We start from the raw sequence: 22,694 nt of genomic DNA on the forward strand, positions 1-22,694 counted from the left end.
CTATATATAGCGGTGCCGCGTCCGGCACCTGACGCGTTTTTCATCTTCAGATTCAGGAATACTCCGATCCATGGGCAAATCGCTGGTCATTGTGGAATCCCCGGCCAAGGCCAAGACCATCAACAAGTACCTGGGCAGCCAGTACGTGGTGAAGTCGAGTATCGGCCATATCCGAGACCTTCCCACCAGCGGTTCGGCTAGCGCCAGCAAGGAACCGGCGGCCAAGCGTGGCAAGGCCGCGGGCGAGGCTCCGGCCCTGTCGCCGAAGGAAAAGGCCCGTCGCCAGCTGGTGGCGCGCATGGGCGTCGACCCGGAGGCGGGCTGGAAGGCCAAGTACGAGATCCTGCCGGGCAAGGAAAAGGTCATCGACGAATTGCGTCGCCTGGCCAAGGATGCCGACACCATCTATCTCGCAACCGACTTGGACCGCGAAGGGGAGGCCATCGCCTGGCACCTGCGTGAAGCTATCGGTGGCGATGACAGCCGCTACAAGCGCGTGGTGTTCAACGAAATCACCAAGAAGGCCATCCAGGAGGCCTTCTCCCAGCCGGGCGAACTGGACATCGACCGGGTCAATGCCCAGCAGGCGCGCCGCTTCCTCGACCGCGTGGTCGGCTACATGGTTTCGCCGCTGCTGTGGGCCAAGATCGCCCGTGGCTTGTCTGCCGGCCGCGTACAGTCGGTGGCGGTGAAGCTGGTGGTCGAGCGCGAACGTGAGATCCGCGCGTTCGTCCCGGAAGAATACTGGGAAGTCCATGCCGACCTGGGCACCGCCAAGAACGCCAAGGTGCGTTTCGAAGTGGCCCGGGAGAACGGCGAGGCCTTCAAGCCGCTGAACGAAGCCCAGGCCATGGCGGCCCTGGAGAAGCTCAAGGCTTCCAGCTACAGCGTAGCCAAGCGCGAGGACCGGCCGACCAGCAGCAAGCCGTCGGCGCCATTCATCACCTCGACCCTGCAGCAGGCTGCGAGCAACCGCCTGGGCTTTGGCGTGAAGAAGACCATGATGATGGCCCAGCGCTTGTACGAGGCAGGCTACATCACCTATATGCGTACCGACTCGACCAACCTGTCGACCGATGCCCTGGACATGGCGCGTGGCTACATCGAGCGTGAGTTCGGCAAGCAGTACCTGCCGGAAAAGCCGGTGGTGTATGGCAGCAAGGAGGGCGCCCAGGAAGCGCACGAGGCGATCCGCCCCTCCGACGTCAACACTCACCCGAGCAAGCTCAGCGGCATGGAGCGTGACGCTGAGCGCCTGTACGAGCTGATCTGGCGCCAGTTCCTGGCCTGCCAGATGCCGCCGGCGCAGTACCTTTCCACCAGCGTCACGGTGAATGCCGGTGACTTCGAGCTGCGTGCCAAGGGCCGTATCCTCAAGTTCGACGGTTACACCCGTGTGCTGCCGCAACAGAGCAAGCCGGGTGAGGATGACGTCCTGCCGGAAATGGCCCAGGGCGAATCGCTCAAGCTGATCCAGCTCGATCCCAGCCAGCATTTCACCAAACCCCCGGCGCGCTACACCGAAGCCAGCCTGGTCAAGGAAATGGAAAAGCGCGGCATCGGGCGCCCGTCGACCTATGCGGCGATCATTTCCACCATCCAGGACCGCGGCTACGTGACCCTGCACAACCGCCGCTTCTACTCCGAGAAGATGGGCGACATCGTCACCGAGCGCCTGTCGGAGAGCTTCTCCAACCTGATGGACTACGGCTTCACCGCCGGCATGGAGGAGAACCTCGACGACGTGGCCCAGGGCGAGCGTGACTGGAAGAACGTGCTCGACGAGTTCTACGGTGATTTCAGCAAGAAGCTGCTGACCGCCGAGTCCGCCGAGAATGGCATGCGGGCCAACCAGCCGACCCTGACCAACATCGCCTGCAAGGAATGCGGCCGGCCGATGATGATCCGTACCGCTTCCACGGGTGTGTTCCTGGGCTGCTCGGGCTACAGCCTGCCGCCGAAGGAGCGTTGCAAGGCCACGGTCAACCTGGTGCCGGGCGACGAGATCGCGGCGGACGACGAGGGCGAATCCGAGTCCCGCGTATTGCGTGGCAAGCACCGTTGCCCGATCTGCGCGACGGCGATGGACGCCTACCTGCTGGACGAAAAGCACAAGCTGCACATCTGCGGCAACAACCCGGACTGCCCGGGCTACGAGATCGAAGAGGGCAGCTACCGCATCAAGGGCTATGAAGGGCCGAGCCTGGAATGCGACAAGTGCGGTAGCGAGATGCAGCTCAAGACCGGCCGCTTCGGCAAGTTCTTCGGCTGCACCAACCCGGCGTGCAAGAACACCCGCAAGCTGCTCAAGAGCGGCGAGGCGGCGCCACCGAAGATGGACAAGGTGGACATGCCTGAACTCAGGTGCGAGAAGGTCGACGACACCTACGTGCTGCGCGATGGCGCCTCGGGGCTGTTCCTGGCTGCCAGCCAGTTCCCGAAGAACCGCGAGACCCGTGCGCCGCTGGTGCTGGAGATCATCCCGCACAAGCACGAGATCGATCCGAAGTACCATTTCCTCTGCGATGCACCGCAGAAGGACCCGGACGGCCGCCCGGCGGTGATCCGCTACAGCCGTAAGACCAAGGAGCAGTACGTGCAGTCCGAGGTGGACGGCAAGCCGACTGGCTGGAAGGCGTTCTACGACGGCAGTGCGTGGAAGGTCGAAGACAAGCGCTGATCGGTCGGCATTTGGGGGCGCTTCGCGCCCCTAAAGGCAGCCGCATGTCATGACTGACCGGCTTCGAAGCGGATGTGCTTGCGGCCGGGCCTGCCGATCCCCGACACTGCAGTATCGCCTTGCAGCCTTTAAGGGAGGGCACTGAAGATGGCCCAGGAACTCTACACCCGCACCAACCAGAAACTGTTCTTCGCCGGGCTCGCCCTGGAGTCCATGGCCAAGGCTGCCGACAGCCAGGCGATGAACGCCCAGGGGCTGATCCAGGCCGAGCGCGAGTCGGCGCTGTTCCATCTGTACGGGGCCTTGCTGGGGCTGTGCCACGAGATCGCGGGCTTCTATCGCTTGCCCCAGGCAACGGCGCCGCGTGTGGAACTGCTGCTCAGCGACGACGCGCTGGAACGTATCGCCATCCCCGAGGTGGCCGAGTTGCTGGAGCTGGCCCGTCAGCCGGAAACCTGGCTCGCGCAATTGCTGCGGGCTTATGCCGATTTGTTCCGACCGCCGGTCGCGAGAAAAGCCCCGAAAACAGACGTTACCCAGCCATTGATTCAGGCTGTCAACCTGGATGAGCCCGAGCAACCCGCACTGTCGCGGGACGAACTGGAAAGCTGGCGGCAGAACCTCAAGCACCTGGTGCGTCGTTTCCGTGACGCGTTGAGTGAGTGCTGACAACGCCCGTGGCTGGTACAATACTGGCCTTTCGTGAAAAGCAGGCCCTATATGTCAACGTCCTTCCTAGAAATTGTCGAGTTGCCTGATGGCCGGATCGAGCTTCGCCGCGCCGAGGATGAAGGCTCCCTGGTAACCCTGGATTTCTCTGAGGACGCCAAGGTATTCCTGCAAGGACAGCATGTGGAAGTGGCCAAGGCCATGCTCAGCGTGGGCGTGCAGATGGCAGGTCGCCTGATCGAAGGCGACCTCGAACGTGACGAGGGGCCGCGCGTGCTGCATTGAGCGTCGCGCTTCCCAGATTCAGAGCAGCTACAGGCAAAGCCTGAACATCAGCCGAGGCGGATGTTCAGGCTTTGCGCGTTTCCGGTATTGGCTGCGCGGATCAGTTGCTGGCGTGTGCTGGCATTGACACTGCCGAGCCAGCTGACCACGGTGTGGCTGCGGCCCAGGCGCAGGGCCTCGCAGGCCAGTTGCAGGGTATTCTGGTTGCCGCGCGGTTGCAGTAGCAGGATGCGCTCGCGGTTGAGGCCGGCATCGCGCAGCCAGGCCTGGGTCAGGCTGGCGGGCGGGGCGATGAGCGTCAGCCAGCGGGTGTCGTCCTCCTCGCTCAGCTCGCGCAGGATGGGAGCCAGCAGGCTCTGGCAGTGACCCGCCGCGCCGCGCAGGGACAGCTCGCTGAACCGCTCGGGCTGGTTGCCCTTGAGGGGTTGCGACGGGGTGTGGGCCTTCAGCCCGGGCAGTACCGGTTGGGCGAGGAAGGCCTCGAACAGGGGCAGCTGGGCTTGCTGGGGTGCATGGATGAACTGCTGCATGACGCCTCCTGGATCAGCGGCGAATGACGCCGACGCTCAAGCCCTCGATCACCAGTTCCTGTTCTTTCAGGTCGACTTCGATAGGGGCGAATTCGGGGTTCTCGGCAAGCAGCCAGACCTTGCTGCCTTCGCGCTTGAAGCGCTTGACGGTCACTTCGTCGCCGAGGCGGGCGACGACGACCTGGCCGTTGCGGGCCTCGCGGCAGGTGTGCACCGCCAGCAGGTCGCCGTCGAAGATGCCGATGTCCTTCATGCTCATGCCGTGCACGCGCAACAGGTAGTCGGCACGGGGATGGAAGAACGTCGGGTTGATGTTGCAGGATTCCTCGATGTGCTGCTCGGCAAGGATCGGCGCACCGGCGGCGACCCGGCCGATGATCGGCAGGCCGCTTTCCTCGGCCTTGGCTTCCAGGCCCGGGATACGGATGCCGCGGGAAGCGCCCGGGGTCATCTCGATCGCACCCTTGCGGGCGAGGGCCTTGAGGTGCTCCTCGGCGGCGTTGGGGGACTTGAAGCCCAGCTCCTGAGCGATCTCCGCGCGGGTCGGCGGGAAGCCGTTGTCTTCCAGGCAGCGTTTGATGAAGGCCAGGATCTCGGCTTGGCGTGGCGTCAGTTTCAGCATGGCGGGCGCTCTGTCTTTTTATACAGTGACTGGGATTATATACAGTAGAGGGCGAGCTGCAAGCCATCAGATGCAAGAAAAGCGCGATAAGGCGCCCTGGGCCCTTCGCCGAGTCCCCGCAGGTGCGCATCTACAGGGCTGGCACCGCTTGCAGCTTGACGCTTGTAGCTTTTAAATGGCGACCGCCTAGTCACGGAGCCTTGACAGGAACAGGCCTGAAACGTATGTTTCAAACAACTGTTTGTCAGGCGGAGTAGTCATGGCCCAATCGGAAACCGTTGAACGCATTCTCGATGCTGCCGAGCAGCTGTTCGCGGAAAGGGGGTTCGCGGAGACCTCGTTGCGGCTGATCACCAGCAAGGCCGGGGTCAACCTGGCTGCGGTGAACTACCATTTCGGCTCCAAGAAAGCCCTGATCCAGGCAGTTTTCTCGCGTTTCCTCGGCCCTTTCTGCGCCAGCCTCGAGCGTGAGCTGGAGCGGCGCCAGGCACGCCCCGAGCACAAGCCGAGCCTCGAGGAGCTGCTCGAGATGCTGGTGGAGCAGGCCCTGGCCGTGCAACCGCGCAGCAATAACGACCTGTCGATCTTCATGCGCTTGCTGGGCCTGGCCTTCAGCCAGAGCCAGGGGCACCTGCGTCGCTACCTGGAGGACATGTACGGCAAGGTGTTCCGCCGCTACATGCTGTTGGTCAACGAGGCCGCGCCGCGCATTCCGCCACTGGAACTGTTCTGGCGCGTGCACTTCATGCTCGGTGCCGCGGCGTTCAGTATGTCGGGCATCAAGGCCCTGCGCGCCATCGCCGAGAACGATTTCGGCATCAACACCTCGATCGAGCAGGTCATGCGCCTGATGGTGCCGTTCCTGGCCGCTGGCATGCGCGCCGACAGCGGCGTCACCGACGAAGCCATGGTCGTGGCGCAGTTGCGCCCGCGCAGCAAGTCCGGCACCGCCAGCGCCCCTGCCAAGGCCTGAGCACTGGGCGGGGCAGGGCGCTTCGGCTAAGCTAGGCGGCCTGCGTGGTAACCGTACAGGCCGCTAGCGCCCATGCCCGATCTCGATTTCCTGCACATTTCCCTGGCCGATCAATGCCTCTACGGTTTCGCCCGTGGGCAACTGTGTGTGCGCCTGCCGGTCTCGACCGCCCGCAACGGCGCCGGTGAGTTGAACGGTTCGGGGTGCACGCCCAGGGGGCTTCACCAGGTGCGGGCGCGGATCGGCGCAGGCCTGCCGCTCGGCGCGGTTCTGCGTGCCCGTCGCTGGACCGGCGAAGTCTGGTCGCCGGCGCTGCATGCGCAGTTCCCCGGGCGCGACTGGATCCTGAGCCGTATCCTCTGGCTCAGCGGCTGCGAGCCGGGCGTCAATCGCCTTGGCCGGGTCGACACCTTCCGTCGCTACATTTACCTGCATGGCACGCCCGACAGCGAACCTCTGGGCGTGCCGTTGTCCCATGGCTGCGTGCGCCTGCGCAACAGCGACCTGCTGGACTTGTTCGAACGCGTGCCGCTGCACTGCCCGGTACGGATCGACGAAGCCGCCTGCCCCCAGTGGGCTTCCCTGGATCTCCAATGAAGGATTCCCTATGACCGCCAGCCTGCAAGGCTCCCTGATGGTGGATATCGCCGGTGAATGGCTGACCGCCGAAGATCGCCATCTCCTGCGCCAGCCCGAGGTGGCCGGCCTGATCATCTTTGCCCGCAACATCGCCAGCCCGCGCCAGGTGCGCGAGCTGTGCGCCTCCATCCGCGCCATCCGTCCCGATCTGATCCTGGCCGTCGACCAGGAAGGCGGCCGGGTCCAACGCTTGCGCCGGGGCTTCGTGCGCCTGCCCGCGATGCGCGCGATCGCTGACAACGCCAATGCCGAATACCTGGCCGAGCAATGTGGTTGGCTGATGGCGACCGAAGTGCTGGCGGTCGGCCTGGACCTGAGCTTCGCCCCGGTGCTCGACCTTGACCACCAGCGCAGCGCGGTGGTCGGCAGCCGCGCCTTCGAAGGCGACCCGCAGCGTGCCACGCAACTGGCCGGTGCCTTCATCCGTGGCATGAACGCTGCCGGCATGGCGGCCTGCGGCAAGCACTTCCCCGGCCACGGCTGGGCCGAGGCCGACTCCCACGTGGCCATCCCCACCGATGAGCGCAGCCTGGAGCAGTTGCGCCAGGCGGACTTGGTGCCCTTCACCCGCCTGAGTGGCCAGCTGGCGGCGGTGATGCCGGCCCATGTCATCTATCCGCAGGTGGACAATCAGCCGGCCGGTTTCTCGCGCCGTTGGCTGCAGGACATCCTGCGCGGCGAACTGGGCTTCCAGGGCGTGATCTTCAGCGATGACCTGTCCATGGCAGGGGCTCATGTGGTGGGAGATGCAGCCAGCCGGATCGAGGCGGCCCTGAGCGCCGGCTGCGACATGGGCTTGGTGTGCAATGACCGGGCGGCGGCGGAGTTGGCGCTCTGTGCGGCCCAGCGCCTGAAGGTCAGGCCGTCGCCGCGGATCGCCGGGATGCGTGGGCGTGGGTTCGCCCGGACGGACTACCGTCAGCAGCCGCGCTGGCTGGAGGCGTTGGGGGCGCTGAAAGAGGCGCAACTGGTCGATTGATACGTCAGTAGCCAGTTAAGGCTTTGGGACGCGAAGCGGCCCCAGCATTTACCAAACCCGTACGCGGGGGCGTCAGCGCCCGCGTTTGCCCGGCAACGGTGCGAACAGCGCTTCGATCTCCTCGTCGCCCAGCCGCCACTGACCGGCCGCCTCGCCATCGAGCAGGCTGGCCGCCAGCGCAGCCTTCTCCTGCTGCAACTGCTGGATCTTCTCTTCCACCGTCCCGCGGGTGATCAGCTTGAACACGAACACCGGCTTGTCTTGGCCGATGCGGTAGGCACGATCGGTGGCCTGGTTCTCGCTGGCCGGGTTCCACCACGGGTCGTAGTGGATCACCGTGTCCGCAGCGGTCAGGTTCAAGCCGGTGCCGCCGGCCTTGAGGCTGATCAGGAACACCTCGCTGTCGCCGTTCTGGAACTGTCGCACCGGGGCGCGACGGTCGCGGGTGTCGCCGGTCAGCAGGCTGTAGCGGATGCCGCGCTTCTCCAGCTCGGCCTCGATCAGCGCCAGCATCGACGTGAACTGGGAAAACAGCAGCACCCGCCGCCCTTCGCTGAGCAGTTCCTCGAGCATCTCCAGCAGGCTGCCCAGTTTGCCCTTGTCGGCATGCGAGCCCTTGATCTCGGCGCCTTTGACCAGGCGCAGGTCGCAGCACACCTGGCGCAGCTTGAGCAGGGCGTCGAGGATGACGATCTGGCTGCGCGCCGCACCGTTGCGGGCGATCTCGTCGCGGACTTTCCTGTCCATGGCCACCCGCACGGTTTCGTAGGTATCGCGCTGGGCGTCGCTGAGCTCGACCCAGTGGATCATCTCGGTCTTGGCCGGCAACTCCTGGGCCACCTGTTCCTTGGTGCGGCGCAGGAGGAACGGGCGAATGCGACTGGCCAGATGGGCCATGCGCTCGCTGTCGCCATGACGCTCGATGGGCACGCGATAGTCGCGGTTGAAGCGTTTGAGGTCGCCCAGCCAGCCAGGCATCAGGAAGTGGAAGAGCGACCACAGCTCGCCGAGGTTGTTCTCCATCGGCGTACCGGTCAGGCACAGGCGCTGGTTGGCCTGCAATTCGCAAACGGCGAGGGCGGCCTTGCTGGTGCTGCTCTTGATGTTCTGCGCCTCGTCGAGGACCAGCAGGTGCCAGGGCCGCTCATGCAGGTGCTGGAGGTCGCGGGGGACCAGGGCGTAGGTGGTCAGGACCAGGTCGTATTCGTGCAGCGAGGCGAAATGCTTGCTGCGACCGGGGCCTTGCAGGGCGAGCACGCGCAGCTCCGGGGCGAAGCGCTGGGCCTCGTCGAGCCAGTTGGGGACCAGGCTGGTGGGCATCACCGCCAGGGCTGGGTGCTCGAGGCGCCCGGCTTGCTTTTCCAGCAACAGGTGGGCGAGGGTCTGCAGGGTCTTGCCCAGGCCCATGTCGTCGCCGAGGATGCCGCCGGTGCCCATCTCGCGCAGGGCCTGCATCCAGTTCAGGCCTTGCTGCTGGTAGGGGCGCAAGGTGGCGTTCAGGCCTGCCGGGGGCTCGACCTGCACGTCGCGGGCGTCGCGCAGGCGACGGCCCAGGTCGCGCACGTGGCTGCCGCCTTCCCAGTGCAGGGGCAGGTGTTCGAGGTCGTTCAGGCGCGCCGCGTCGGCGCGGTCCAGGCGTAGGGAGGGACCGATGCTGTCGTCATGCAGGTACAGCTCGCCCAGCGTGCCCATCACGGCCTTGATGCGGCCATAGGGCAGGGCGACGCGCAGCGCCGGCGCGTCGAGCCGGCCACGGTTCATGTCGATCAGCAGGTGCTCGTCGTCACTGCGTCGGGCCAGCTCGCTGGGGCGTAGCAATTCGGGGCTGCTGCGCAGCAGCTGGAGGACGATCGGCAGCAGGCTGTGGCGCTGGCCATCGACGACGATCCCCAGTTCCAGGTCGAACCATTCATGGCCTGGCGCCTCCACCACGGTGGCGTACCAGTCGTCCACCTCCTGCAGGTTGAAGGCGAAGTCGCGGTGGATGTCGATCACCCAGCCGGCCTTGCGCAGGCGTGGCAGGTGCTCGCGGGCGAAGTGCAGCCAGGCCTCGTCGTCGGGCAACTGGAACATCTCGCCGGCGCTGTCGGGCAGGGCCTTGCTCTGCCGCGTGGCGGGTTTGAAGCCCAGGTCGTGCAAGGCCTTGCGCAGCGCCTGTTCGGCGCGGGGCTGGCGCTGGATGCGCTGGCTGGTCGTTTCCACCAGTCGGGTCAATGGCTTGTCGCCGTTGCCGCTGGCGCGCAGGCCGTCGTAGTCGAACGACAGCGCGGCACGGTGTTGCATCTGGCGCTGCATGCGCCCGGTCTTGGGCATGTAGGCGCTGAATTCGAGGCTGCCGAGGGTCAGGTGGGGCCGTGGTTCGATGCCGTCGATGTCCTCGGTGCTGACGGTGGTCGGCGTGGGCACCTGGCGGTTCAGGGCATTGAGCCGGTGGCTCAGAGGCACGACCAAGTGTTCCGGGACCGTGGGTGCCCGCGACAGCTGGCTGGCGATGAATGGATCCAGGTCGTGGGTCAGCTTGCCGACCTGGCCGGTGGTAGTGTCCACGTAATGCAGTGGCTCCAGTGGCAGCACCTGGGCCAGGGCCTGCTCATCGGCATACCAGGCGCCCCGGTAGCTGCCGTTGTCCAGGCGGACCCAGCGGAACGCCGCGTGGCGTTCGGGGCCGGGCTGCAGGGGCAGGTCGTCACGCCCTCGGAACAACAGGTGACCGGTGGCCAGGGCATAGCCCAGCAGCTCGGCGCCAAGGGCGCCGCCGATGAAGAGGGTGTTCGGTAGGCCACCTTTCGCCCGCTCTGCTTCAATGAGCCGAAGCAGGCGGCCATCGGCTTCGGTCACGTAGCGGGGCGGGTAGTAGATCAGTTCTGGCAACGAGGTGATGCGGGTGAGTTCCAGGGCGCCGCCGTTCTGCCGCGTGCCCTTGAGCACCGTCAGGTAGCACTGCTCCTGGTCCATGCCGACGCGGTAGTAGAGCGCCCGGCCCTTGTGGTCCGCCTTGGGGGCGGGCTGCTCGACCGGGTTCGCCATGGCCTCGACCCAGGAGTGCAGCTCGGGCGAAAGACTGGCGTGGGTATCGGTCTGGGCGCTGACCGGGGCGGGTGCGTGGCGCAACAGGAACAGGGCTGCGGCGCAGTGCTTGCAGTTGTGGCCTACCGGGCAACTGCAGGTTCCCTCGAACTCGATCCCGTCTTTGGTCATTTGCACGCTGAGCCATTGCTGGTACACGCGCCCTGCGGAGCCCGTGCATTCGGCCTGGACCCTCGTCTCGTCGACCGCGACCAGCCGGACCCGGCCGTCCTCGGCATAGGCTTCGCCGCGTTGCAGCGTGCGCGGGTCGAACCAGTCGCGCCAGTCATCGAGCTCGCGGACGAAGAACTGCACAGCGCTCTCGTTCACCTTACTGCTCCATCATCTCCGGGCTCAGTACCGGCAGCTTGCGCTCACCGACCGGCGCGATCTTCAGCAGCAGCGCCAGGTGACCGCCATCGAGGAAGGTCAGTTGGTTGGCCTTCATGGTGCTGTTGCTCTGCCTGAACTGCTCGCTCTGCAGCACGCTGCCATTGCCATCGAGCTGGTTGACCCAGAAGTTGGCCTCCACGGTGATGAAGCGCCCCTGGGCGATGCTCAGGTTGCCCTCGATGGGGAAGTGGCCGAACTGCTCCTGACCTGCGCCCAGGGCGATGCGGCTCGGCTCGCTGCCGACCTGCTGCTGCCAGGCCTTGTGCAGCAGCACGGTATAGCTGGGCGTGGCCTGCAGGCGGGTGACTTCGTCGTTCAGCGCGGTCGGGCGTTCGGCGTCCTTGTTCAGGCGTGGGGCGCCGGCGCTCCAGTCTTCGGGGGCGAACGGGCTGTTCACCGCGGGCACGGCGTTCTGCCGGACCAGGATCATTTCCACCTGATAGGGGCCTTCGGCGAAGGCAGCCGGCGCGATCAGCGTCAGCAGCAATGTCAGGCAACGGATGGCACGCATGGATGTTCCTTAAGGCTGTGGGCTCAGGCGCTCGAACAGCGCCTCCAGGGTGTTGAAACGTTCGTCCGGGCGCTCCATCGGCACGAAGAAGCGGAACTGGGTGGCGCCCTCGAACTTGTAGCGTTTGGGCTGGCCCTGGATCAGCTTGATCAGGGTCAGCGGGTCGACTGGCGTCTCGGCCTCGAACTCGAGCTTGCCGCCGTTGGGGCCGGCGTCGACCTTCTTGATGCCGAGCTTTTCCGCTTGCAGCTTGAGCTGGGTCAGGCGCATGAGGTTCTTGGTCGGCTCGGGCAGCAGGCCGAAGCGGTCGATCATCTCGACCTGCAGGTCCTTGAGGCCGTCCTCGTCGGCTGCCGAGGCGATGCGCTTGTAGAGGATCAGGCGGGCATGGACATCCGGCAGGTAGTCCTCCGGGATCAGCGCCGGCAGGCGCAGGTTGATCTCCGGGCCGCCGCCCAGGGGTTGCTCGAGGTTCGGCTGAGTGCCCTTGCGGATCGCCTTGACCGCACGCTCGAGCATTTCCATGTAGAGGGTGAAGCCCACTGCCTGGATCTGCCCGCTCTGGCCTTCGCCAAGCAGTTCACCAGCGCCACGGATCTCCAGGTCGTTGGTGGCCAGGACGAAGCCCGCGCCCAGGTCCTGGGTGTTGGCGATGGCCTCCAGGCGTTTCTCGGCGTCGGCGCTGATCTGCTGGCGTGGCGGCGTGAGCAGGTAGGCGTAGGCCTGGTGGTGACTGCGCCCGACCCGGCCGCGCAACTGGTGCAACTGGGCCAGGCCGAACTTGTCGGCGCGCTCGATGACGATGGTATTGGCGCTGGGCACGTCGATGCCGGTCTCGATGATGGTCGAGGCCACCAGCACGTTGAAGCGCTTGTGGTAGAAGTCGCTCATCACCTGTTCCAGCTCGCGCTCGCGCATCTGCCCGTGGCCGATGCCGATGCGCGCCTCCGGGACCAGCTCGGCCAGTTCGGCGGCACACTTCTCGATGCTCTTGACGTCGTTGTGCAGGTAGTACACCTGGCCGCCGCGCAGCAGTTCGCGCAGCAGCGCTTCCTTGACCGTGCTCTTGTTCTGCTCCATGACGAAGGTGCGCACCGACAGGCGTCGCGCCGGCGGGGTGGCGATGATCGACAGGTCGCGCATGCCCGACACCGCCATGTTCAAGGTCCGTGGGATCGGCGTGGCGGTCAGGGTGAGGATGTCCACCTCGCTGCGCAGGGCCTTGAGCTGCTCCTTCTGGCGCACGCCGAAGCGGTGTTCCTCGTCGATGACGACCAGGCCCAGGTCCTTGAAGCGCACGTCGTCCTGCAACAGCTTGTGGGTGCCGATGAGGATGTCGATCTTGCCTTCGGCGAGGTCTGCCGCGGCGCTGGCGACTTCCTTGGCCGACTTGAAGCGGCTCATCACCTCGACCGTCACCGGCCAGTCGGCGAAGCGGTCGCGGAAGCTGTTGTAGTGCTGCTGGGCGAGCAGGGTGGTGGGCACCAGCACCGCCACCTGGCGGCCGCTGTGCACGGCGATGAAGGCCGCGCGCATGGCCACCTCGGTCTTGCCGAAGCCGACGTCGCCACAGACCAGGCGGTCCATGGGCTTGCCGGCGAGCATGTCGGCGCGCACCGCCTCGATGGCGCTTTGCTGGTCGGGGGTTTCCTCGAAGGGGAAGCCGGCGCTGAAGGTGGCGTAGTCGGCGGCCGGGTCGGCGAACGCATGGCCCTTGCGCGCGGCGCGGCGGGCATAGATGTCGAGCAGCTCGGCGGCGACGTCGCGGACCTGCTCGGCGGCTTTGCGCTTGGCCTTCTGCCAGGCTTCCGAGCCGAGCCGGTGCAGCGGCGCCAGGGCATCGTCGCTGCCGGTGTAGCGGGCGATCAGGTGCAGGTTGGCCACCGGCACGTAGAGCTTGGTGCCCTCGGCGTATTCCAGGGTGAGGAATTCGGCGACTTGATTGTCCACCTCCAGCGTGGCCAGGCCCAGGTAGCGTCCCACGCCGTGGTCGATGTGCACCACCGGGGCGCCTTCGCGCAATTCGGTGAGGTTCTTGATCACCGCGTCGTTGGCCGCGTCGCCGCGCTTCTCGCGGCGCCGGCGCTGCATCACGCGCTGGCCGAACAGCGGGCTCTCGGCGACCAGGGCCAGGCCTGGGTCGTCCAGCAGCAGGCCGTCGTCGAGGGGGGCGATGGTGATCGCCAGGCGCTCGCTGCCAGTGACGAAATCGGCCCAGCCCTCGACCGTCTGCGGGCGCAGCTTGAGGCGCTCGAGCAGCTCCAGCAGGACCTCGCGGCGGCCCGCCGATTCGGCGGTGAACAGCACGCGGCCGGGGAACTGGTCGAGGAAGTTCGCCAGCTCCGCCAGCGGCTGGTTGGCCTTGGCCTCGATCGCCAGGTTCGGCAGGGGGCGTGCCGGGAAACGCTCGCGGCCGACGCCCGGCTCGACCTCGTCGCTGCTGACCACCACCCGTGGCCATTGCTTGAGGCGGGCGAAGCAGTCCTCTACCGGCAGGAACAGCTCAGCGGGCGGCAACAGCGGGCGGGTCAGGTCGCCACGGCGCTCTTCGTAGCGCCCGCGCACGTCGTTCCAGAAGTGCTCGGCGGCCTGTTCCACGCCTGGCAGGGAGAACACCTGGGTGTCTGCCGGCAGGTAGTCGAACAGGGTCGAGGTCTCTTCGAAGAACAGCGGCAGGTAGTATTCGATGCCGGCCGGGATGATGCCGCTGGCCAGGTCCTGGAAGATCGCGCTACGGCGGAAGTCGACGTCGAAACGTTCGCGAAAGCGTGCCTTGAAGCGCGTGACTTCCTCCTTCTGCATGGGGAATTCGCGGGCTGGCAGCAGGCGCACCGAGTCGACCTTGTCGATCGAGCGCTGGGTCTCCGGGTCGAAGGTGCGCAGGGTCTCGATCTCGTCGTCGAACAGGTCGATCCGGTAGGGCAGCTTGCTGCCCATGGGGAACAGGTCGATCAGCGCGCCGCGCACGGCGAACTCGCCATGCTCGTAGACCGTGTCGACGCAGCGGTAGCCGCTGGCCTCCAGGCGTGTACGCATCTGTTCCACGTCGATGGTCTGGCCCACGTCCAGCACCAGGCTGCTGCCCAGCAGGAAGCGCGTCGGCGCCAGGCGGTGCAGGGCGGTGGTGACCGGCACCACGAGGATGCCGTGGTCCAGTTCCGGCAGCCGGTAGAGGCTGGCGATGCGCTGGGAGATGATGTCCTGGTGCGGCGAGAACAGGTCGTAGGGCAGGGTTTCCCAGTCGGGGAAGGGCAGCACCGGCAGGTCTGGGGCGAAGAAGCGCAGCTCCTGCTCGAGACGGTCGGCGGCCTGGCTGTCGGCGGTCAGCAGCAGGGTGAAGCGGCCAGCGCTGCTGGCGGCTTCGGCGATGGCCAGGCTCAGGGCGGCACCGGGCAGGTTGCCCCAGGTTTGCTTGCCGGCCGTGGCCGATAATTGCGGTAGGCGCAGAACTGACACGGAAGATCCGACTCCAAGCGTTGCGGCAAAGACGACAATTGTACCGGTGCCGGTGCGCGCTGTCAGGCTCGGCAAGGGCGTGGCGGCGGGGTCCGCTGGCAGCGACAGGCGCTCATTGCCCGATACGCCATGGGGCGTCATAATGTAGCCCCTTTTTTCTCCCCCTACATGTGGAAGGTTCCCGTGACTCAGAAGCCCGACCAGTGTCTTGGTGAGTGGATCGATCGTGAAGCCCTGGCTGAAGCGATGATCCCGCTTATCGGTCAGCTCTACCGCAACAACAACGTGGTGAGCTCGATCTATGGCCGCAGCCTGATCAACCGTTCGGTTATCTCGATCCTCAAAGCCCACCGCTTTGCCCGTCACCGTCAGAGCGACGAGACCGAGCTGTCCGTCCACGAGACATTCCCCCTGCTCAAGGCCATGAGCGAGCTGAAACTGGGCGCCGCTTCGGTCGACCTGGGCAAGCTGGCCAACAAGTTCAAGCTCGAAGGCAACGGTCGCAGCGTCGAGCAGTTCGTGCGCGAAGAGCTGGCTGACGTCGTCGGCCAGCAGAACGCTGCCGCACGCAAGGGCACCGACGTCGTCCTGTACGGCTTCGGCCGCATCGGCCGCCTGCTGGCGCGCATCCTGATCGAGAAGACCGGCGGTGGCGACGGCCTGCGCCTGCGGGCCATCGTCGTGCGCAAGGGTGCCGAGAACGACCTGGTCAAGCGTGCCAGCCTGCTGCGTCGTGACTCGGTGCACGGCCCGTTCGATGGCACCATCGTCATCGACGAGGAACACAACACCATCACCGCCAACGGCAACCTGATCCAGGTGATCTACTCCAACGACCCGGCGTCGATCGACTACACCCAGTACGGCATCGACAACGCCCTGCTGGTCGACAACACCGGCAAGTGGCGTGACGCCGAGGGCCTGGGCCAGCACCTGCAGTGCCCGGGCATCGAGCGTGTGATCCTCACCGCGCCGGGCAAGGGTGCGCTGAAGAACATCGTGCACGGCATCAACCACGGCGATATCACTGCCGACGACAAGATCATCTCCGCCGCCTCCTGCACCACCAACGCCATCGTGCCGGTGCTCAAGGCCGTGAATGACCAGTACGGCATCGTCAACGGCCACGTCGAGACCGTTCACTCGTTCACCAACGACCAGAACCTGATCGACAACTTCCACAAGGGCAGCCGTCGTGGCCGCGCCGCGCCGCTGAACATGGTCATCACCGAGACCGGTGCCGCCACCGCCGCCGCCAAGGCGCTGCCGGTGCTCAAGGGCAAGCTGACCGGCAACGCCATCCGCGTGCCGACGCCGAACGTCTCGATGGCCATCCTCAACCTGAACCTGGAAAAGGCCACCAGCCGCGACGAGATCAACGAGTTCCTGCGCCAGACCGCCATGCACTCGGAACTGCACAAGCAGATCGATTACGTCAGCTCCCAGGAAGTGGTGTCCACCGACTTCGTCGGCTCCCGCCACGCCGGTGTGGTCGACGCCGAGGCGACCATCTGCAACGACAACCGCGTTGTCCTGTACGTCTGGTACGACAACGAATTCGGTTACAGCTGCCAGGTGGTGCGCGTGATGGAAGAGATGGCCGGTGTGAACCCGCCAGCGTTTCCACGCTGATCCGCTTGTAATGCGTTGAAAAAACGGGAACCTTCGGGTTCCCGTTTTTTTGGCATTTTTTGTGTTCACCCAGGTCTGGCGCGGTAGCTGCTGGGCGGCCTTGTGTCGCGAAAGGGCTGCGCTGGTCTGAGGGCAGTGGAGCTGGCTTGCCGGCGATAGGGCCGGTACAGACAACACAAGACAGACGCTCCAACAGGCGCCGCGCCAGCATGGCTGGCCAACCGAGAGATCCAATGTGCGCACGACCCTGCTGTTCATCCTGATGCTGCTCGCTGCCTGCAACCCTGCGCCCACCCTCGAACGCCTGGGCGGCCCGACCATGGGCAGCAGCTACAGCATCCAGTACGTGCGCGAACCCGGCGGCCCGTCGCCAGCGCAGGTACAGGACGCGGTCGAGGCGATCCTGCGCGACATCGACGGGCACTTCTCGACCTACCGGGGTGACTCCACCGTCAGCCGCTTCAACCAGCTGCCGGCCAACCAGTGCCAGGCTGTGGGCGCCGATATGCTGGCGCTGGTCGCCTTCGGCCAGCAACTGGCCGAACAGAGCCAGGGTGCCTTCGATCTCACCGTCGAGCCCTTGCTCGACCTCTGGGGCTTCGGCCCCCAGGCCCGCCGCGAGCAGGTGCCCGACCCGCAGGCGCGGGCCCTGGTACGCCAGCGCGTGGGCTATCGCCACCTGCGCATCGAGGGCGATGCGTTGTGCAAGGACGCGCCCGTGGAACTGGACTTCAACAGCATCGCCGCCGGCCATGCCGTCGACCTGATCGCCGGGCGGCTGCGCGCCATGGGTATCATCGATTTCCTCGCCGAAGCCACGGGGGAACTCAAGGCCGAGGGCCGCAAGCCCGACGGCAGCCCCTGGCGCATCGCCCTGGAATTGCCCCGCGAGGACCGTCAGATCGCGCGCCAGGTAATTGCCGTGGATGGCCTGGCAGTGTCGACCTCGGGTGACTATCGCCACTATTTCGAGGAGAATGGCCGGCGCTATTCGCACGCCCTCGATGCCCGCCTCGGGCGCCCGGTCGAACATGACCTGGCCGCGGTCACCGTGCTCGATGCCTCGGCGCTGCGGGCCGACGGCTATTCGACCCTGCTGTTGATCCTGGGGCCGCAACAGGGCTGGGACTTCGCCATCGCCCATGGCATCGCGGCCATGCTGGTGACCCGGACGCAGGATGGGTTCGTCTCCCGGGCTACGCCTGGCTTCGAACGAAAGCTCAAAGGCGAGTGAAAGGCGAGTGAAAGGCAAGGCACGGATGATCGCCGCCAGGGAATCGGTGAACGACATGTAGTGCAGGCAAGATTGGCCTACGACGCGACCAAGGGTTAATGTGCGCGGCGTTCAGGCTTGATTAGACTGCACCCGAATTTTCTCATGGCGCCCCGGCGACATGATCGCGCCCCGCGGCCAACCGGCCGGCGGGCCAGTTCTGAAGGAGTACGCATGGCTGTCTACAACTACGACGTAGTGGTGCTGGGTTCCGGCCCGGCCGGAGAAGGTGCGGCAATGAATGCCGCCAAAGCAGGACGCAAGGTGGCGATGGTCGACAGCCGTCGCCAGGTCGGCGGCAACTGCACCCACTTGGGCACCATCCCGTCCAAGGCCCTGCGTCACTCGGTGCGGCAGATCATGCAGTTCAACACCAACCCGATGTTCCGCGCCATCGGCGAGCCGCGCTGGTTCTCCTTCCCCGATGTGCTCAAGAGCGCCGAGAAGGTGATCTCCAAGCAGGTCGCCTCGCGCACCGGCTACTACGCGCGCAACCGTGTCGACCTGTTCTTCGGCACCGGCAGCTTCGCCGACGAGCAGACCGTCGATGTGGTCTGCCCCAATGGCGTGGTCGAGAAGCTGGTGGCCAAGCACATCATCATCGCCACCGGTTCGCGTCCGTACCGCCCGGCCGACATCGACTTCCACCACCCGCGCGTCTACGACAGCGACACCATCCTGAGCCTGAGCCACACCCCGCGCAAGCTGATCGTCTACGGTGCCGGGGTGATCGGTTGCGAATACGCCTCGATCTTCAGTGGCCTGGGTGTGCTGGTGGAGCTGGTGGACAACCGTGGCCAGCTGCTGAGCTTCCTGGACTCGGAAATTTCCCAGGCGCTGAGCTACCACTTCAGCAACAACAACATCACCGTGCGCCACAACGAGGAGTACGAGCGGGTCGAAGGCCTGGACAACGGTGTCATCCTGCACCTGAAGTCGGGCAAGAAGATCAAGGCCGACGCCCTGCTGTGGTGCAATGGCCGAACCGGCAACACCGACAAGCTGGGCCTTGAGAACATCGGCATCAAGATCAACAGCCGTGGCCAGATCGAGGTCGACCAGAGCTACCGCACCAGCGTGCCGAACATCTACGGCGCCGGTGACGTGATCGGCTGGCCGAGCCTGGCCAGCGCTGCCCACGACCAGGGCCGCTCGGCCGCAGGCAGCATCGTCGACAACGGCAGCTGGCGCTTCGTCGATGACGTGCCGACCGGTATCTACACCATTCCGGAGATCAGCTCGATCGGCAAGAACGAGCAGGAGCTGACCCAGGCCAAGGTGCCCTACGAAGTGGGCAAGGCTTTCTTCAAGAGCATGGCCCGCGCGCAGATCGCCGGCGAGCCGCAGGGCATGCTGAAGATCCTGTTCCACCGCGAGACCCTGGAAATCCTCGGCGTGCACTGCTTCGGCTACCAGGCCTCGGAGATCGTCCACATCGGCCAGGCGATCATGAACCAGCCGGGTGAGCTGAACAATCTCAAGTACTTCGTCAACACCACCTTCAACTACCCGACCATGGCCGAAGCCTATCGGGTAGCTGCCTACGACGGCCTGAACCGGCTTTTTTGAGCGGCTCCGGCCGGTGGCCTGAGCCGGCCGGGGAGACCGGGTTCAGTCCTTCCCAAGGGTGGTCTTGGCCAAACCGGGAAAGTCTGTGATCAGGCTGTCTACGCCAAAGTCGGCGAGCCGGCGCATCAGCGCCGGTTCGTTGACCGTCCACACCGACACATGCAACCCCTGGCGCTGGGCCTTGAGCAGGCGCTCGGGGGTGCACAGCGTCCAATTCAGTGCCAGCAGGGTACAGCCGTAGTTCTGCGCCACCTTCAGCGGATCGAGCCAGGCATATTCGGCGACCAGCCCGCGCGAGACGTCTGGCACCAGCTCCAGGGCGGCGCCCAGCACCTCCCGTGAACTGGAGGTGATGGTGACCTTGTCGAGCAGGCCGAAGCGCTGGGCCAGCTCGCGGATCGCCAGCACGGTGCTGGCGGCACGGGTGCGCGAGGCGCTCTTGACCTCCAGTTGCCAGTGCTCGAAGGCACACTTCTCGAACAGTTCCTCCAGGCGCGGGATAGGGCAGGGCTGCACCCAGCCTGGGCCACCCTTGCGCGCATCGTAGGTGGCCAGCTCGGCGGCGGTGTGCTCGACCACCTTGCCTCGGCGGCCGGTGGTGCGCTTGAGGGTCGGGTCATGGATCACCATCAGCTCGTTGTCGGCCGACAGGTGCAGGTCCAGTTCGCAGCGATCGACGCCGTGCGACAGGCACTGGCGAAAGCTGGTCAGGGTGTTTTCGGGCGCTTCGCCTTTGGCGCCGCGATGGCCATAGATCAGGGTCACGTTCGTTCCTTCAGGTCTGAAATGGGGAAAGGCTCAAGAGGCGGATTCGTCCTGCTCCCGCAGCTGGCGGCGTTGTTGTTGCTGGCGCTGCAGGATGTAGCGGGCCAGGAGCTGGCGCTGGGCGTCGGTCATGTCGACGAATTCGGTGCCGACCTCGTAGTCGCCCTGCGGGCGTGGGTCGCAGTGGGTGACCCGGCCGCGCAGCAGCAGGCCATGGGCTCGGGGCATCAGCACCATTTTCACCGCCACCCGGGTGCCGGGGGCGATCTGCGCGGCCTGGGCGAACTCGATACCCCCCTCGGAGAGGATCACCCGCTGCGCTTGGCCGATTTCGCCGAGCAGGGTCTGGGCGAGCACCGCGCCGAGCAGGTCGAGGCGTTTGTTCTGCACCCGCAGGAAGGCGGCCAGGGTGCGATCCTTCTCGCTCAACTGGCGCATCAGGTGTTGCGATTCGAAGTCGGCCAGGTGCAGTTCGCTGAGCAGGTTGAACAGCGGTGAAGCATCTTGCAACAGGTCTGTCTCCAGGGCCTCGGCCGCGCTCAAGGGGCTGATTTGAAGTGCGATCCTGTCTTCGATGCGGTAGTATTCGCGGCGATCTTCTTCGTCTAGTGTCGTCATGGCGAACCCATGGTTACGGCGGTGGTCCGAGTGTAAAGCCGCCATTGGCGCCCCGCCACAAGGACGTTCCCTTTCATCCGAACAAGCCCCGACATGTTCAGACCTCTTTTCGTATTCATCGGTACGCGCTACACCCGTGCCAAGCGCCGCAATCACTTCGTCTCGTTCATTTCGCTCACCTCGATGATCGGCCTCGCCCTCGGTGTGGTGGTGATGATCGTGGTGCTGTCGGTGATGAACGGTTTCGACCACGAGATGCGTACCCGCGTGCTGGGCATGATCCCGCATGCCACGCTGGAAAGCGGCCAGCCGGTCGACGATTGGCCGGCCCTCGCCCAACAAGTAAAGCAGAATCCGCGTGTGCTGGCGGTCGCTCCGTTCACCCAGATGCAGGGGCTGCTGACCCACGACGGCAAGGTGCAGAAGGTGTTGCTCAACGGCATCGATCCCGCCCGCGAGCGGCAGGTGTCGATCATCGACGACTTCATCCGCGAAGGCAGCCTCGACCGGCTGGCGCCAGGCGAGTGGGGCATCCTGATCGGCGACAAGGCCGCCGCCAAGCTGGGCGTGGGCATCGGCGACAAGCTGACCTTCGTCGCCCCGGAGGTCAGCGTGACGCCGGCCGGCATGTTCCCGCGCATGAAGCGCTTCACCGTGGTCGGCACCTTCCATGTCGGGGCCGGTGAGATCGACGGCTATCTGGGCCTGACCAACATCGCCGACCTGTCCCGCCTGCACCGCTGGAAAGCCGACCAGGTCCAGGGCCTGCGCCTGAAGTTCGATGACCTGTTCCAGGCGCCGCGCGTGGCCTGGGACATCGCCCAGCACCTGGGCGAGGAATTCTACCCCCGCGACTGGACCCGCACCCACGGCAACCTGTACCAGGCGATCCGCATGGAGAAGGCCATGATCGGCCTGCTGCTGCTGCTGATCGTGGCGGTGGCGGCGTTCAACATCATTTCCACGCTGGTGATGGTGGTCAACGACAAGCGCGGCGATATCGCCATCCTGCGCACCCTCGGCGCCACGCCTGGGCAGATCATGGCCATCTTCATGGTCCAGGGTACGGTGATCGGCGTGGTCGGCACCTTGATCGGCGCGTTGGTCGGCATCTTCGCCGCGCTCAATGTCAGTGCGGTGATCGCTGGCATCGAGAAGCTGATCGGGCACAAGTTCCTCAATGCCGACGTGTACTTCATCGATTACCTGCCGTCGCAGATCATGGCCGAGGACGTGTGGATGGTCTGCGGTGCGGCGCTGGTCCTGAGTTTCTTCGCCACCCTGTATCCGGCCTGGCGTGCGGCGCGCACCCAGCCTGCAGAGGCGCTACGTTATGAGTGAATCGCGCATGAGTGATAAAGCCGTACTGAGTTGCCGCAACCTGGGCAAGGCCTACGAGGAAGGCCCGGAGTCGGTGCAGGTGCTGTCCGGGTTGAACCTGGAGCTGCACGCCGGTGAGCGGGTGGCCATCGTCGGTAGCTCCGGCTCCGGCAAGAGCACCTTGCTCAACCTGCTGGGTGGCCTGGACACGCCGAGCCAGGGCAGCGTCTGGCTGGCTGGCGAGGAGCTGTCGGCACTCGGCGAGCGGGCCCGTGGCCTGTTGCGCAACCGCGCCCTGGGCTTCGTCTACCAGTTTCACCACCTGCTGCCGGAGTTCACCGCCCTGGAGAACGTGTGCATGCCGCTGCTGATCGGCCGCACACCGATCCCCGAGGCCCGCGAGCGCGCCGAGGCGCTGCTCAAGCGTGTGGGCCTGGGCCATCGCCTGAGCCACAAGCCGGCCGAGCTGTCCGGCGGTGAGCGCCAGCGCGTGGCGATCGCCCGTGCCCTGGTCAACCGCCCGGGCCTGGTGATGCTCGACGAGCCCACCGGCAACCTCGACCATCACACTGCCCAGGGCATCCAGGAGTTGATGCAGGAGCTTTCCAGCCATTCGCAGACGGCCTTTTTGGTGGTGACCCACGACCTCAACCTGGCGCGCCAGATGGACCGGGTGCTGCGCCTGGACGATGGCCACCTGGTGCCGATCTGAGT

At 65.7% G+C, this 22,694-nt stretch carries 18 protein-coding genes; 11 read left to right on the forward strand and 7 right to left on the reverse strand.

Features of this window, described 5'->3' with window-relative positions:
* Positions 1-70: 70 nt before the first annotated feature.
* The 3 genes from topA to NJF35_RS07455 all read left to right on the forward strand — a co-directional run bounded on the left by topA (position 71) and on the right by NJF35_RS07455 (position 3,634).
* Complete coding sequence (gene topA, locus NJF35_RS07445; RefSeq protein ID WP_253090893.1) at positions 71-2,680, forward strand: type I DNA topoisomerase; 2,610 nt, start codon at positions 71-73, stop codon at positions 2,678-2,680.
* A gap of 147 nt (positions 2,681-2,827) precedes the next feature.
* Positions 2,828-3,349, forward strand: coding sequence for a DUF6586 family protein (locus NJF35_RS07450; RefSeq protein WP_225786921.1), 522 nt, complete (start codon positions 2,828-2,830; stop codon positions 3,347-3,349).
* A gap of 51 nt (positions 3,350-3,400) precedes the next feature.
* Entirely contained in the window at positions 3,401-3,634 is a 234-nt protein-coding gene (locus NJF35_RS07455) for a hypothetical protein (protein WP_225786920.1), read from the forward strand.
* Positions 3,635-3,681: 47 nt separating this feature from the next.
* Here NJF35_RS07455 and sulA read toward each other — a convergent pair whose 3' ends face one another.
* Together sulA and lexA are read right to left on the reverse strand one after the other, a co-directional pair.
* Complete coding sequence (sulA, locus tag NJF35_RS07460; protein ID WP_225786919.1) at positions 3,682-4,164, reverse strand: SOS-induced cell division inhibitor SulA; 483 nt, start codon at positions 4,162-4,164, stop codon at positions 3,682-3,684.
* A gap of 13 nt (positions 4,165-4,177) precedes the next feature.
* Positions 4,178-4,786, reverse strand: a complete 609-nt coding sequence (gene lexA / locus NJF35_RS07465; RefSeq protein WP_225786918.1) for a transcriptional repressor LexA — start codon at positions 4,784-4,786, stop codon at positions 4,178-4,180.
* A gap of 259 nt (positions 4,787-5,045) precedes the next feature.
* Between lexA and NJF35_RS07470 the strand changes: the two genes are divergently transcribed.
* From NJF35_RS07470 to nagZ, 3 genes are all read left to right on the forward strand, one after another.
* A complete protein-coding gene (locus tag NJF35_RS07470) occupies positions 5,046-5,759 on the forward strand; it encodes a TetR/AcrR family transcriptional regulator (RefSeq protein ID WP_225786917.1) in 714 nt (237 codons plus the stop codon).
* A 72-nt stretch (positions 5,760-5,831) separates the two neighbouring features.
* Complete coding sequence (locus NJF35_RS07475; protein ID WP_225786916.1) at positions 5,832-6,356, forward strand: L,D-transpeptidase; 525 nt, start codon at positions 5,832-5,834, stop codon at positions 6,354-6,356.
* Positions 6,357-6,378: 22 nt separating this feature from the next.
* On the forward strand, positions 6,379-7,377 hold the full coding sequence (gene nagZ / locus NJF35_RS07480; protein WP_253080516.1) for a beta-N-acetylhexosaminidase: 999 nt from the start codon (positions 6,379-6,381) through the stop codon (positions 7,375-7,377).
* A gap of 72 nt (positions 7,378-7,449) precedes the next feature.
* Here nagZ and NJF35_RS07485 read toward each other — a convergent pair whose 3' ends face one another.
* Genes NJF35_RS07485 through mfd form a run of 3 tightly spaced genes read right to left on the reverse strand, consistent with a single transcriptional unit; the run spans position 7,450 to position 14,803 of the window.
* Complete coding sequence (locus NJF35_RS07485; RefSeq protein ID WP_225786915.1) at positions 7,450-10,773, reverse strand: DEAD/DEAH box helicase; 3,324 nt, start codon at positions 10,771-10,773, stop codon at positions 7,450-7,452.
* Between the two features lies 1 nt (position 10,774).
* Positions 10,775-11,347, reverse strand: a complete 573-nt coding sequence (locus NJF35_RS07490) for a peptidoglycan binding protein CsiV (protein WP_225786914.1) — start codon at positions 11,345-11,347, stop codon at positions 10,775-10,777.
* A gap of 9 nt (positions 11,348-11,356) precedes the next feature.
* Entirely contained in the window at positions 11,357-14,803 is a 3,447-nt protein-coding gene (gene mfd, locus NJF35_RS07495; RefSeq protein ID WP_253090894.1) for a transcription-repair coupling factor, read from the reverse strand.
* A gap of 168 nt (positions 14,804-14,971) precedes the next feature.
* On the opposite strand from mfd, the gene NJF35_RS07500 reads away from it, so the two are divergent.
* The 3 genes from NJF35_RS07500 (at position 14,972) to sthA (ending at position 19,277) form a co-directional block, all read left to right on the forward strand.
* Complete coding sequence (locus NJF35_RS07500; RefSeq protein WP_225787150.1) at positions 14,972-16,435, forward strand: glyceraldehyde-3-phosphate dehydrogenase; 1,464 nt, start codon at positions 14,972-14,974, stop codon at positions 16,433-16,435.
* A 235-nt stretch (positions 16,436-16,670) separates the two neighbouring features.
* Positions 16,671-17,669 (forward strand): FAD:protein FMN transferase, encoded by a 999-nt coding sequence (locus tag NJF35_RS07505; RefSeq protein WP_253090895.1) that lies wholly within the window; start codon positions 16,671-16,673, stop codon positions 17,667-17,669.
* 213 nt (positions 17,670-17,882) lie between these two features.
* Entirely contained in the window at positions 17,883-19,277 is a 1,395-nt protein-coding gene (gene sthA, locus NJF35_RS07510; RefSeq protein WP_225786911.1) for a Si-specific NAD(P)(+) transhydrogenase, read from the forward strand.
* A 42-nt stretch (positions 19,278-19,319) separates the two neighbouring features.
* Here sthA and NJF35_RS07515 read toward each other — a convergent pair whose 3' ends face one another.
* Both NJF35_RS07515 and NJF35_RS07520 read right to left on the reverse strand, forming a co-directional pair.
* Entirely contained in the window at positions 19,320-20,042 is a 723-nt protein-coding gene (locus tag NJF35_RS07515; protein WP_225786910.1) for a glycerophosphodiester phosphodiesterase, read from the reverse strand.
* Between the two features lie 33 nt (positions 20,043-20,075).
* Positions 20,076-20,660 (reverse strand): PilZ domain-containing protein, encoded by a 585-nt coding sequence (locus NJF35_RS07520; RefSeq protein WP_225786909.1) that lies wholly within the window; start codon positions 20,658-20,660, stop codon positions 20,076-20,078.
* Positions 20,661-20,753: 93 nt separating this feature from the next.
* Between NJF35_RS07520 and NJF35_RS07525 the strand changes: the two genes are divergently transcribed.
* Together NJF35_RS07525 and lolD are read left to right on the forward strand one after the other, a co-directional pair.
* On the forward strand, positions 20,754-22,001 hold the full coding sequence (locus tag NJF35_RS07525) for a lipoprotein-releasing ABC transporter permease subunit (protein ID WP_225786908.1): 1,248 nt from the start codon (positions 20,754-20,756) through the stop codon (positions 21,999-22,001).
* A 7-nt stretch (positions 22,002-22,008) separates the two neighbouring features.
* Positions 22,009-22,692, forward strand: coding sequence for a lipoprotein-releasing ABC transporter ATP-binding protein LolD (lolD, locus tag NJF35_RS07530; protein WP_225786907.1), 684 nt, complete (start codon positions 22,009-22,011; stop codon positions 22,690-22,692).
* The last annotated feature ends 2 nt before the right edge of the window (positions 22,693-22,694 follow it).

It is taken from the genome of Pseudomonas guariconensis, assembly GCF_024127895.1.
Classification (GTDB): Bacteria; Pseudomonadota; Gammaproteobacteria; order Pseudomonadales; family Pseudomonadaceae; genus Aquipseudomonas; species Aquipseudomonas guariconensis_B.

Excerpts from the sequence above, each read along its gene's own strand:
- lexA (WP_225786918.1), bottom strand. The coding sequence starts at position 4,786 with ATGCTGAAACTGACGCCACGCCAAGCCGAGATCCTGGCCTTCATCAAA.
- NJF35_RS07500 (WP_225787150.1), top strand. The coding sequence starts at position 14,972 with ATGTGGAAGGTTCCCGTGACTCAGAAGCCCGACCAGTGTCTTGGTGAG.
- NJF35_RS07455 (WP_225786920.1), top strand. The coding sequence starts at position 3,401 with ATGTCAACGTCCTTCCTAGAAATTGTCGAGTTGCCTGATGGCCGGATC.
- NJF35_RS07525 (WP_225786908.1), top strand. The coding sequence starts at position 20,754 with ATGTTCAGACCTCTTTTCGTATTCATCGGTACGCGCTACACCCGTGCC.
- NJF35_RS07490 (WP_225786914.1), bottom strand. The coding sequence starts at position 11,347 with ATGCGTGCCATCCGTTGCCTGACATTGCTGCTGACGCTGATCGCGCCG.
- topA (WP_253090893.1), top strand. The coding sequence starts at position 71 with ATGGGCAAATCGCTGGTCATTGTGGAATCCCCGGCCAAGGCCAAGACC.
- sulA (WP_225786919.1), bottom strand. The coding sequence starts at position 4,164 with ATGCAGCAGTTCATCCATGCACCCCAGCAAGCCCAGCTGCCCCTGTTC.
- NJF35_RS07470 (WP_225786917.1), top strand. The coding sequence starts at position 5,046 with ATGGCCCAATCGGAAACCGTTGAACGCATTCTCGATGCTGCCGAGCAG.
- NJF35_RS07450 (WP_225786921.1), top strand. The coding sequence starts at position 2,828 with ATGGCCCAGGAACTCTACACCCGCACCAACCAGAAACTGTTCTTCGCC.
- NJF35_RS07475 (WP_225786916.1), top strand. The coding sequence starts at position 5,832 with ATGCCCGATCTCGATTTCCTGCACATTTCCCTGGCCGATCAATGCCTC.
- sthA (WP_225786911.1), top strand. The coding sequence starts at position 17,883 with ATGGCTGTCTACAACTACGACGTAGTGGTGCTGGGTTCCGGCCCGGCC.
- lolD (WP_225786907.1), top strand. The coding sequence starts at position 22,009 with ATGAGTGATAAAGCCGTACTGAGTTGCCGCAACCTGGGCAAGGCCTAC.
- NJF35_RS07520 (WP_225786909.1), bottom strand. The coding sequence starts at position 20,660 with ATGACGACACTAGACGAAGAAGATCGCCGCGAATACTACCGCATCGAA.